The organism is Novosphingobium meiothermophilum, from assembly GCF_003171715.1.
Lineage (GTDB): Bacteria > Pseudomonadota > Alphaproteobacteria > Sphingomonadales > Sphingomonadaceae > Novosphingobium > Novosphingobium meiothermophilum.
The window spans coordinates 71,773-83,493 of the sequence record NZ_QGHL01000001.1 but is presented as its reverse complement, the minus strand read 5'-3'; the positions used below and the strand labels follow the sequence as shown (position 1 = coordinate 83,493).

Genomic DNA, 11,721 nt, shown 5'->3' with positions numbered 1-11,721 from the left:
CCCGCCACGATCGCCTCGCCAATCCCGCTCGCACCCCCCGTCACAATCACTCGCCTGCCCCGCAGACACGGATAAACCACCCCGCCACCAAGGGGGGCATCCTGCGTTGCGGCATGGCGTTGTGCGGCGGCTTCAAGCGCTGTGACTGACACGATTGTCCCTTGCATCTTTTCCGGCCACGTCCATGCCGGCGTTCTGTCTTGTGGAATCCTGACCATCGCAGCGTCCTCGGCCCGGCCGGAAGGCTGCAACGGCACCGGCCCGCAATCGTCCGACGCTGCGCGCCGTTCTTACCCCCGATGCGGACTGGTAGCGCTATCCATAGCGATCATTGCGCACTTGGCAATGCCTGCATCACCAAAATTGCCGCGGGCAATGCGGTAATGGCGCGCGCGGCGCTCAGGCCGCGCAGTGCTGGGCAATGAAAGTGCGATGGCGCGGCATGAAATCGGCCGATGCCGCCACCGTGCTGCGGATCTCGTCCAGCCGCGCCCGCGTGGTTTCCAGATCGAGCACGTTCGCCACCGGATCATAGGTGCGCGGCACCAGCCCCTGCCCCACCATCACCGCAAACCAGCTGGTGTCATTGAACAGTTCCTCATTCTCGCGGAAGGTGCGGCCGGAGTTCTCGAAAACGCGGATCTTCTCGGCCAGCCGGTCGGGCACGGCCATCGTGCGGCAACGGTTCCAGAAGGGCGTGTCGTCGCGCTCGGTCGCCTTGTAGTGCAGCACCAGAAAGTCGCGGATTTCCTCGCTCTCGGTGCGAATCACGCGGTTGTAGCGCTCGGCATCCACGGGATTGAAGGTGCGGTCCGGGAAATTGGCCAGCAGATGGGCAATCCCGGACTGGATCATGTGGATGCTCGTCGATTCGAGCGGCTCCATGAAACCCGATGACAGACCGATCGCCACGACATTGCGGTCCCAATACCTGTTGCGGTGCCCCGTGGTGAAGCGGATGAAGCGCGGATCGGCCAGCGGCGCCCCGTCGAGATTGGCGAGCAGCGTGGCGGCGGCCTCGTCGTCGGAAATGTAATCGCTGCAATAGACATGACCATTGCCGATGCGGTGCTGAAGCGGGATGCGCCACTGCCAGCCCGCGTCGCGCGCGGTGGAACGGGTGAAGGGCGCTATGTCCTGCCCGCCCTCGCATGGCACCGCTACCGCGCGGTTGCACGGCAACCAGTTCGACCAGTCGGTGTAGCCTGCCTTCAGCGTCTGCTCGATCAGCAACCCGCGAAAGCCGGTGCAGTCGATGAACAGGTCGGCTTCCACCTCGCTGCCGTCCTCAAGCTGGACCGCGCGGATGAAGCCGTCCTCGCCGCGCTGGTGGACCTGCACCACCCGGCCCTCGATGCGTTTCACGCCGCGCCGTTCGGCATGATCGCGCAGAAACAGGGCATAAAGCCCGGCATCGAAATGAAAGGCATAGCTGATCGCCGAAAGCGGCGAATTGCCCGCATTGACCGAGCGCATGAACTTGCCCATCTCGGCCGCCTTGGCCATCAGGGTATAGTCCTCGATCGGACCGGCCAGCCCGGCAGCGCGCAGGCGCAGCCAGTAGGCGTGGAATGATACACCCTCCATATCCAGCCCGAACTTGCCGAAAGGATGGAAATAGGCGTGCCCCTTTCGCCGCCAGTCCACGAACTGGATGCCCAGCTTGAAGCTGCCCTTGGTGCGGCGCACGAAATCGTTCTCGTCGATGCCCAGCATCCGGTTGAACACGCCGATCTGCGGGATCGTCGCCTCGCCCACGCCCACGGTTCCGATCTCGTCGGATTCCACCAGCGTGATCCGGGCATAGGCAGGGCCAAGCACCTTGGCGAGGGCCGCCGCGCTCATCCATCCGGCGGTTCCCCCACCGATGATGGCGATGCGGCGAATGCGGTTGTCTTCGGTCATTTCCGGCTCCGGAAGCAGGGACGTTCAGGCCGCGCAGTGGCGGGCGATGAAATCGGCGTGGAAAGGCATGGCGCGCGCGGTGCGGCGAAAGGCATCGGCCATGCGCGCGGTCATGTCGCGCAGGGCCGCACCGTCAAGCGCATCGGCCAGCGGATCGTGGGCCTGGGGGATGATCCCCTGCCCGGTCATCACCGCAGTCCAGTTGGCATCGGTGAACAGCTCGTCGTCATAGCGGAACAGGCGGCCCGTGCCGGCAAACAGCGCGATCTTGCGTTCCAGCGTTTCGGGCACGGGCATGGCCGCGCATTCCTGCCAGAACGCCGCATCACCCCTTGCGTTCTGCTTGTAGTGCAGGATCAGGAAATCGCGGATCTGCGCCCACTGGATCGCGGTCAGGCGGTTGTATTCCGCGCGCTCGTGCGCGGGAAAGCTGCGGTCGGGCAGCAGCGCCAGCAGCTTGGATATGCCGATTTGCACCAGATGAATGCTGGTTGATTCCAGCGGCTCCATGAAACCGCTGGCCAGCCCCAGCGCCACGCAGTTCTTGACCCACGGCTGCTTGCGCATCCCGGTGGTGAAGCGCAGCAGTCGCGGCTCACCGGTCGGCTCGGCATCCAGATTGGCCAGCAGCGTGCCACTCGCCTCGTCGTCCGACCAGTAGCGGCTGCAATAGACCATGCCATTGCCGGTGCGATGCTGCAACGGAATGCGCCACTGCCAGCCCGCAGCCCGCGCGGTGGAACGGGTATAGGGCAGGATCGGCCCCGCCGCCCCGCCTGCCCGCGCGCAGGGCACCGCCACCGCGCGGTCGCAGGGCAGCCAGTGGCTCCAGTCCTCGAAGCCCGAACCCAGCGCCCCCTCGATCAGGAGCGCGCGAAAACCCGTGCAGTCGATGAACAGATCGCCGTCGATCAGGCGCCCGTCTTCCAGCCGCAGCGCCTCGATGAAGCCGGTTTCGCCGTGCAGCAGCACCTGGCCGATGCGGCCTTCCAGCCGCTCCACCCCGCGCGCTTCGGCATGGCGGCGCAGGAATGCGGCATAAAGCCCGGCATCGAAATGAAAGGCATAATCAAGCTGCGACAGGGCCGAACGCGGATCGCCCGTGGGCCGGTCGAACCGGCCCATGCGCGCGGCCACTTCGGCCATGTTGAAATCGGCCAGCGGCACGGGAATGCCCATTGCGCGCAGCTTCAGCCAGATCTGGTGGAACTTCACCCCTTCGATGTCCGCGCCATAGGCACCAAAGGGATGCAGATAGCTTTCGCCCTCGCGGTGCCAGCCTTCGAAGGCGATACCCAGCTTGAAGGTGCCCTGCGTGGCCGCAAGAAAGGCGTCCTCGTCAATCCCCAGCATCGCGTTGAAGGTCTTGATCGGCGGGATCGTCGCCTCGCCCACGCCCACGGTGCCGATTTCCTCGGACTCCACCAGCGTGACGCGCGTGGTGCCATTGGCGCAAAGGCGGCTCAGCGCGGCCGCTGCCATCCAGCCCGCCGTGCCGCCACCGGCAATGACGATCCGGCGCAAGGGGTGCCTCAAGGGTTCGCTCATGCGCAGACCTCGGCCAGCACCGCCCCGTGCGGGGGCAGCTTGGCAACGCCTGCCAGCATGGCCTTGCGGATCGCCTCGAAGTGGGCCGTGATCGCCATGTCGGGCACGGTCATGGCCAGCGCATCGGGCCTGCGCGGCCTTATGCCCAGCGCCTCGAACTGCATGACCCAGCCGGGTGTTTCGAACACTTCGCCATCGTGCAGCGCAATGCGCCCGTTGGCCGCGTAAAGATCATGCCGGTAGGCCGTGCGGTGCGGCAGGGCCGCGGCGCGCAAACGGTCCCAGACCGCGCCCTTCGCGCCATTGCGGGCCAGCCGCAGCACGGTGTAATCGAACGCGCAGTCGCTGCGTTCGCGCCACTGGCGGTTGTATTCGGCCGCCTCGACCGCGCAATCCGCATTGGCCGGAAACAGCGCGATCAGCCGCACCACGTCTGCCAGCGCCAGATGCAGTTGCAGTCCCGCCACCGGATCGTGCTGCTGCGCCGCGGCACCCATGCGCACGATGGCGCCCTGCCATGCCGCGGCACTGCGTCCGGGCGCAAGGCGGTGCGCCTCTGGCAAGGCGCCCGTCACTTCGGCAGGCGGCGCGGCGGCTGCAAAGACCAGGGTCTCGGTCATCGCTCCGGCCAGCGGAACGAAGCCCTGCCAGCCCTCGGCCAGCGCGGAAAGATGGGCATAGGGCGGCGGCGGGGGCGGCGGCGTGCCGGGTTCGGCGCGCTTGGCCACCAGCGCCCGATCGAACGGCATCAGGGCACTCCAGTCCTCGCCCCCTTGCTCGCCCCCGTTCTCGCTCCACGCTTCCGGCGCGCCGCGCGCATCGATCACCAGATCGGCGGCGGCGCACAGGCTGGCCGGATCGGCCACGGCTTCGCCGTGCTGCACCCCGTGTGCCAGCGCATCATCGCGCAGCAAGCGGCGCAGCGCATCGCTCTCCACTGCAAGGCCGAAGCTCAGCGTCGAGAGCACCGAGGCATCATCGCTGCGCGGCGGGGCAAAGCGTCCGGTCTGCGCGCACAGCGCCCCCAGCGCATAGTTGGCCATGTTCACATCGTGCCCGCGCGCGCGGGCTGCCGCCACGATCTGGTGAAAAGGCACCGGTCCCAGCGGCGCACCGATCTCCCCAAAGGGAACGAACGCCGGCCCGCCCGCCGCGCGCCATCCTGTCAGCGCGGTGCCCAGCATGAAGCTGCCCCGGCAGTGCCGGATCAGATCGCCGCCGCGCAGGCCCGCCGCCGCAATGTGCTCCAGATCGCCCGGCAGCAGCACTTCGGCGGCCAGCGGCACGCCAAGGCTGCGGTCAGGCCGCGTCTCCTCGTCGGCGGACGCGGGATGCACCACGATGCGCAAGTGCGGCAGATGCCGCGCCAGCAGGCACGCCGCCAGCCAGCCGCACAGGCCGCCGCCGCTGATCGCCACGCGCTCTGCCGGGCCAGAGCGGGGCAGGGCGCCAAACGCGCCAGAACCGAACGCCGCCATCTCAGGCCACGCCTTCGGGGGCGCGCATGTCCATCCGCGCGCCGATCATCTCGAGGAACCGGGCCTGCTGCGGCAGTTCGCCCGCCATGCGCGCATAGTCCTCGCGCAGCGATGCCAGCTTGATGAACAGGCCCGCATCGCTCAACCCTTCGGCGCGCGGATCGCTGCGGCGTGGCACGATGCCCTGCCCGGCATAGACCGCCACCCAGCTCGCATCGAGGAACATGCCATCGCGATAGTTCACCACGATCCCGCGCTCGCGGAAGGCGGTCATGCGCTCCGCCAGCGAATCGGGCACGCGCATGGTGCGCACATAGTTCCAGAACGGCGTGTCGGCGCGTTCGGTGGCATGATAGTGCAGGATCAGGAAATCGCGCACGCGCTCATATTCCAGATCCATCAGCCGGTTGTATTCGCGCGCCAGCATCGGATCCCATTCGCGGGTCGGAAACAGGTCCATCAGGAAGCCGATGCCAAGCTGGATCAGGTGAATGCTGGTCGATTCGAGCGGCTCCAGAAAGCCTGCGGAAAGCCCGATGGCCACCACGTTGCGGTTCCACTGGCGATGGCGCTTGCCGGTAAGGAAGCGCAGAAAGCGCGGTTCGGCCTGCGGCGCACCGTCCAGCCGCGCCAGCAGCGTCTCGGCCGCCGCCTCGTCGGAAATATAGCTGCTGCAATAGACATGCCCGTTGCCGGTGCGGTGCTGCAAGGGAATGCGCCACTGCCATCCGGCATCCAGCGCGGTGGCGCGGGTATAGGGCGAAAGCGGCCCCGCCGAAGCGCATGGGACCGCTACCGCACGGTTGCACGGCAGCCAGTGGCTCCAGTCGGCATAGCCCGTCTTCAGCGTCTGCTCGATCAGCAGGCCGCGAAAGCCCGAACAGTCGACGAACAGCTCGCCCCCGATTTCGCGCCCGTCATCCAGCGTGAGACGGCGCACCTGCCCGCTCTCGCCGTCCTGATCCACCGCGATCACTCGCCCCTCGATACGCCGCACCCCGCGCTTTTCGGCATAGCTGCGCAAGTATGCCGCATAGAGCGCGGCATCGAACTGATAGGCGTAGGAATAGGTCGAAAGCAGCGAAGCGGGATCGGGCGCGGGATGGGCAAAGCGGTTTTCGCGCGCGGCCAGCACCGGCAGCGAGAACGCCTCGATCGGTTCCGTCCCGCCAGCACGGCGATAGCGCGCCCATATGTGATGGAAGGCCACGCCTTCGATCGGCTCACCATGCGCGCCGAAGGGGTGGATATAGCTGTCACCCTTGCGGCCCCAGTTCACGAACTCGATGCCCAGCTTGAAGGTCGCGTTGGTGCGCCGCATGAAATCGGCCTCGTCAATGCCCAGCCGCGCGTTGAAGAAGCGGATGTGCGGCACCGTGGCCTCGCCCACGCCGACCGTGCCGATCTCGTCCGATTCGACCAGCGTGATCGTCACGGGCAATCCCGCCAGCCGGTTGGCCAGCGCTGCGGCCGTCATCCATCCCGCCGTGCCGCCGCCAACGATGACGACCGAGCCAACCGGCGCCTGCGCGCCTTCTCCCGCCCCCGGATGCCCGCCCTCTGCCGCCGCCAGCGCGCTGTTTGCCATGATCCTTCCCTCTCGCCCTTTATGCTGCGCGTGCCTCTTGTGCGTCGCAACCGCCCTCTTCGTCCGTGCCTGCGCACGATAGCGCTTTCACAGTGTGCATCAAAGTGCATGACGAAATGCAGCAATGCTATTGCGCTTGGTGCCCGATTGACGTAACCAATGCGTGATGTTAGCGCAATCATGGTTTTCAGCACGCCGATAACGGTGGCGCTACCATGAGGGTTTTTGAGGGAGAGGGGCTGCGCAATGCACGTTACCAATGAATCACGCCTGTCCGCTGTGGAAGCACAGGGCACCGAGGCGCAACCGGAGGGCGCTGTCCGCCGCAAGGCCGCCCTCGCCGGGGCATCGCTGCTGACGCTCGCCATGCTCACGGCGGCCCTTCCTGCGGCTGCCCAGGAAGCCCCCGCCCAGGATCAGGCGCAGGACGAGGCTCAGGCCACCGGCGAAGGCAAGCCTGCCACCACCGATCAGACCGGCGCGATCATCGTCACGGGCTATCGCGCCAGCCTTGAAACCGCGCAGAAGAAGAAGCGCAATTCGAACACTATCGTCGATTCGATTTCGGCCGACGATATCGGCGCCCTGCCCGACCGTTCGGTGACCGAAACCCTTCAGCGCGTTCCCGGCATCTCGATCAACCGTTTTGCCGCGGGCGTCGACCCCGATCACTTCGCCGCAGAAGGTGCGGGCGTGGTCGTGCGCGGCCTCACCTATGTCCGGTCCGAGTTCAACGGACGCGATGCCTTCACCGCCAACAACGGGCGCGGCCTCGGCTTTGCCGACATTCCGGCCGAACTGCTGGGCGGGGTTGACGTGTTCAAGTCGCTCCCGGCCGATCACATCGAAGGCGGCATCGCCGGCACGGTCGATCTGCGCACCCGCAAGCCGTTTGATCGCAAGGGCTTCTTCCTCGCCGCCTCGATCGAGAACAACTACGGCGATTTCATCCGCAAGAGCGCGCCGACCGGCGCCATCGTCGCCTCGAACCAGTGGCAGACCGGCATTGGCGACATCGGCATTCTGGGCAGCTTCAACTACTCGCAGCTCTTCACCCGCGCCGATCGCATCGCCATTTCGCGCTTCCGTCCGGTCCCGCTCGACAGCGCAGGGCAGCAGATCTTCCCTGCCGGTTCGGCCACGCCCGCGCGCTATGGCCTGCTTCCGGCCGGTGCCGTGGCCGGTTCGCAAAGCTTCAACCGCGAACGCATTGGCGGCTCGGCGGCGCTCCAGTGGCGCAGCAATGATGGCGCGCTTGAAGCCACGTTCGAGTTCCTGCGCACCGAAGCCAAGCAGAACTGGGGCGAACACACCGTCGAAGTTGCCACCGACAACGTCGACAGCAACGGCGGCGCCTTTGCCGCTCCGGGAACGCAGTTCAGCTTCGATCAGAGCGGGGTCTTCACCAATGGCGTTATCACCGGCGCCACAGGCTGGCGCGCGGATGCCGATTTCGCCACGGGCTTCGGCCGCGTCCCCGGTTTCGGCCTGCAAAGCAACAACATCCGCCGCGGCCACGTCGAAAACAACGTGGTCAAGGATTACTCGGCCAACCTCAAGTGGAAGATGACCGATCGTCTGACGGCGGTGTTCGATTACCAGCACGTCGATTCCACCGTGAAGGTGATCGACAACACGATCTGGGCCAGCACCTATCAGAACGCGCGGATCACCAACAACGGGTTCGATCTGCCCGTGATCGAACTGCTGCCGGTGCAGAACTGCACGCCCAACTGCCCCAACGGCGTTGGCGGCATGACCTATTTCACCGGCCCGCACCAGAGCTACATCGATCCCTACAACAGCTTCTGGCGTTCGGCGATGGACCATGTCGAGGACAGCGAGGGCCAGTCCGACGCAGCCCGCGTGGACCTGCTCTATGCCTTCGACGACGATTCCTTCCTGAACTCGATCAAGGTCGGCTACCGCTATGCCAAGCGCGATCAGACCGCGCGCTTCTCGACCTACAACTGGGGTGTTCTTTCGGAACAGTGGGGCAATGGCGGCCCGCGCTGGCTTGACAGCCAGGTGGCGCAGCAGGCCCCCGGCTATGCCGTGTTCAGCTTCCCCAACTTCTTCGGCGGGCGCACGCCCAGCCCGGTTGGCGAAGGACGGCTGTTCTATGCCGGCAATCCGGCCGAAGACATTGCCGCCTATCAGGCCTACGCGCTTGCCATCAACCAGTCGTGGAACAATGGCGGAGGCTGGCGTCCGCTGGCGCAGCGCAATGGCGTGGTGCCGGGAACGCCCTACCTGCCGGGCGAAATCAACTCGGCCACCGAAGAGAACAACGCGGCCTACATCATGGCCAACTTCGGCAAGGATCTGGGCGGCGACAAGCGGATTTCGGGCAACGTCGGCCTGCGCTATACCCGCACCGATCGCACGGCCTTCGGCGGCGCCTTCATTGCACAGGCCGCAAACTCGTTCGCCGATCAGCTCGTTGCCTGTTCGATCGTGCAGAACGGCCAGCCCAACAACAGTCCGTTCTGCCGCCTGCCCAGCGATGTGCAGCAGGCGCTGGTCGCATCGGACACCGGCGGGGTGGATGCCTATGTCCCCTCGGTGGCCAAGCTGCGGTATGAATACTGGCTGCCCAGCGTCAACATCCGCCTTGAGATGGGCGGCGGCCTGCAATTCCGCGCGGCCTACTTCAAGGGTGTGACCCCGCCAGAGTTCGGCCTTACCCGCAACTTCCAGCGGGTCGATCAGATTGCCGTGCGGGCCGATCAGGCGGTGAACAACAATGCACCGTTCCTCACCGGCAATATCATCGCCGGCAATCCGTTCCTGAAGCCGATCGAGGCTGACAACTTCGACATCACTGGCGAATACTACTTCGGCAATGGCGGGCAGTTCACCGTCGCGCTGTTCTACAAGCGGCTGAAGAACGTCCTGACCAATGCGAATACATCCACCCAGATCCCGGTGGGTTCGGCAACGGCCTTCGTCAATTCGACCCAGCCGATCAACTCGCCCGATACCGGCAAGATCAAGGGCTTCGAACTGACCTACCAGCAGAACTACACGTTCCTGCCGGGCTTCCTGAGCGGCCTCGGCCTTCAGGCAAACTATACCTACGTCGACAGCAAGGGCGTGCCGCAATCCACGCTCAACCCCACCGATCCCGATGTGGCGGCGGGCCTGGTCTCGACCATTCCGGGCAACGACTTCCCCCTTCAGGGCCTGTCGCGCCATACCTTCAACATCGTTCCCTACTACGAAAAGGGCGCGGTAACGCTGCGTGCGGCCTATAGCTGGCGTTCGCAGTTCCTGCTGACGCTGCGCGATGTCATCACCCCGTTCGATCCGATCTTCCAGAAGCCTTACGGCCAGCTCGATGCCTCGGTCTTCGTGCGGGTGAACAAGAACTTCACGCTCGGCCTTCAGGGGGTGAACCTGCTCGACAGCCTCGTGAAGACCGCAGCCGCTGTCTATGACCGGCCGGCCTCCGATCCGAACAAGAAGATCCTGCTGGTCCCGCGCCAGTGGTACAAGACGGACCGCCGCTACACGATGTCGGCCCGCCTCACCTTCTGATTCACCCGCGAGTGCAACCTTGATAGGGGAAACCGAAACCATCGGTTTCCCCTTTTTTCATGCCCTTGCTACCAACCCTGCCCTTTGGTGCATACGAAGCTGCCCCTAGGCACTCATTTCAGACTGTTTTGGTCTGGTTCGGGTAACGCGGCTACTCGCAAGTCGAGGGAGCGAACATGGATCAAATGGCAGGAGAGCAGGCCGGGTCCCTGCACGAACGCATCGCCTTTTACGAACTGGACCGCAGCCGCAGCAGCTTTGCGCGGCTTTCGCGCCTCGTGGCGCGTTCGGTCGACAGCGGCCTTGTCCGGTTCTACGACAAGCTGGCCGCCACGCCCACGCTGGGCCGGTTCTTCGCATCGGCCGAGCGCGCGCGCCATGCCCGCTCGGCCCAGCGCGAACACTGGACCTTGCTGTTCGAACGCGGGCTGGACCAATCCTATCACGACCGCGCGCTCAAGATCGGCAATACCCACGCCCGCATCGGGCTGGAGCCGAAGTGGTATATCGGCGGCTATGCGCTCATCATGGAACACCTCATCCATGCCATGCTGCTGGACGGCATGGGGCGTCTTTCGCCCAGGCGGCGGCGCATGGCGGCCGATCTTTCCGCGCTGGTCAAGGTGGCGATGGTGGACATGGACATCGCGCTGTCCACCTATTTCGAGATGGCCGAAAAGACCACGCGCGACATCGTGCTGGGCAAGATGGGCGAAGTGCTGCGCGCCATGGCGCAGGGCGATCTTACCGTGCGGATGCAGGGCCTGCCCGAAAGCTTTTTGCAGGTGGAGCGCGATCTCAACGCCGCGCTGGAAAAGCTCGGCGCCACCGTCGGCCTTGTCGCCCAGAGCAGCGAACACATCGCCACCTCCACCGACGAGATCCGCGCCGCCACCGAAAACCTTGCCGCGCGCACCGAACGGCAGGCCAACAACGTGCAGGACTGCGCGCGCGCCATGACCGAATTGACCGAGGGCCTTTCGCGCACGTCGCAATCCATGATGCAGCTTCGCACTACGGCGCAGGAAACCGAAACCGAAGCCACGCAGGGCAGCGCAGCGGTGCGTCAGGCGATAAGCGCCATGGACGATGCCCAGCAAAGCGCGGTGGCGGTCGTCCAGATCGCCGAGATCATCGACGGCATCGCCTTCCAGACCAATCTCCTCGCCCTCAACGCCGGGGTCGAAGCCGCGCGCGTGGGCGAGATGGGGCGGGGCTTTGCCGTGGTCGCCAATGAAGTGCGCGCGCTGGCGCAGCGTTCATCCGAAGCGGCAGACGACATCAAGAAACTGCTGTCCACCAGCCGCGAACAGGTCGATCGCGGGGCCGATCTGGTCAAGGGCGCGGGCGGCATGTTGCAGGCCATTATCGCGCGGGTCAGCGAGATAAGCTCTGCCGTGACCGAAGCGGCCCGCCTCACCGGCGATCAGGCCGCCCACGCCGAACGAGTGAATGCCGCCGTTGCCGAGATCGACCTTGCCACGCAGCAGAACGCCGCCATGGTCGAGCAAAGCGCTGCGGCCACACGCTCGATGAGCAGCACGTCAGGCCAGCTTGCACGGGCGGTTGCCGCCTTCCGCCACGCCGATCCCGCCCATGGGCGCGCTTCGGCAGGCCCGGTTCCGGCGTTCCGGCACGCGGCCTGAAGGCGCGGCGGGGCGC

General features: G+C 65.8%; 6 protein-coding genes. 2 read left to right on the top strand and 4 right to left on the bottom strand.

The features are described from left to right. Positions 1–399: 399 nt before the first annotated feature. The 4 genes from DKM43_RS00360 to DKM43_RS00345 are packed head-to-tail and all read right to left on the bottom strand — an operon-like array spanning position 400 to position 6,519. A complete protein-coding gene (locus DKM43_RS00360) occupies positions 400–1,905 on the bottom strand; it encodes a tryptophan halogenase family protein (RefSeq protein ID WP_109796505.1) in 1,506 nt (501 codons plus the stop codon). A gap of 24 nt (positions 1,906–1,929) precedes the next feature. Next, positions 1,930–3,453 carry a tryptophan halogenase family protein gene (locus DKM43_RS00355; protein WP_109796504.1) on the bottom strand — a complete coding sequence of 508 codons (1,524 nt, stop codon included), beginning with the start codon at positions 3,451–3,453 and terminating at the stop codon, positions 1,930–1,932. Continuing rightward, positions 3,450–4,931, bottom strand: a complete 1,482-nt coding sequence (locus tag DKM43_RS00350) for a tryptophan 7-halogenase (RefSeq protein WP_109796503.1) — start codon at positions 4,929–4,931, stop codon at positions 3,450–3,452. The genes DKM43_RS00355 and DKM43_RS00350 overlap by 4 nt, the downstream gene beginning before the upstream one ends. Position 4,932: 1 nt before the next feature. Then, on the bottom strand, positions 4,933–6,519 hold the full coding sequence (locus DKM43_RS00345) for a tryptophan halogenase family protein (protein ID WP_109796502.1): 1,587 nt from the start codon (positions 6,517–6,519) through the stop codon (positions 4,933–4,935). A 246-nt stretch (positions 6,520–6,765) separates the two neighbouring features. Between DKM43_RS00345 and DKM43_RS00340 the strand changes: the two genes are divergently transcribed. Both DKM43_RS00340 and DKM43_RS00335 read left to right on the top strand, forming a co-directional pair. Beyond that, the gene (locus tag DKM43_RS00340; RefSeq protein WP_109796501.1) at positions 6,766–10,059 is read left to right on the top strand and encodes a TonB-dependent receptor; all 3,294 of its coding nucleotides are present in this window, start codon (positions 6,766–6,768) and stop codon (positions 10,057–10,059) included. Between the two features lie 176 nt (positions 10,060–10,235). Beyond that, on the top strand, positions 10,236–11,705 hold the full coding sequence (locus tag DKM43_RS00335) for a methyl-accepting chemotaxis protein (RefSeq protein ID WP_109796500.1): 1,470 nt from the start codon (positions 10,236–10,238) through the stop codon (positions 11,703–11,705). Positions 11,706–11,721 lie beyond the last annotated feature (16 nt).

Bases quoted from the DNA above. Each gene is read 5' to 3' on its own strand.
- DKM43_RS00360 (WP_109796505.1), bottom strand. From the start codon at position 1,905: ATGACCGAAGACAACCGCATTCGCCGCATCGCCATCATCGGTGGGGGA.
- DKM43_RS00355 (WP_109796504.1), bottom strand. From the start codon at position 3,453: ATGAGCGAACCCTTGAGGCACCCCTTGCGCCGGATCGTCATTGCCGGT.
- DKM43_RS00350 (WP_109796503.1), bottom strand. From the start codon at position 4,931: ATGGCGGCGTTCGGTTCTGGCGCGTTTGGCGCCCTGCCCCGCTCTGGC.
- DKM43_RS00345 (WP_109796502.1), bottom strand. From the start codon at position 6,519: ATGGCAAACAGCGCGCTGGCGGCGGCAGAGGGCGGGCATCCGGGGGCG.
- DKM43_RS00340 (WP_109796501.1), top strand. From the start codon at position 6,766: ATGCACGTTACCAATGAATCACGCCTGTCCGCTGTGGAAGCACAGGGC.
- DKM43_RS00335 (WP_109796500.1), top strand. From the start codon at position 10,236: ATGGATCAAATGGCAGGAGAGCAGGCCGGGTCCCTGCACGAACGCATC.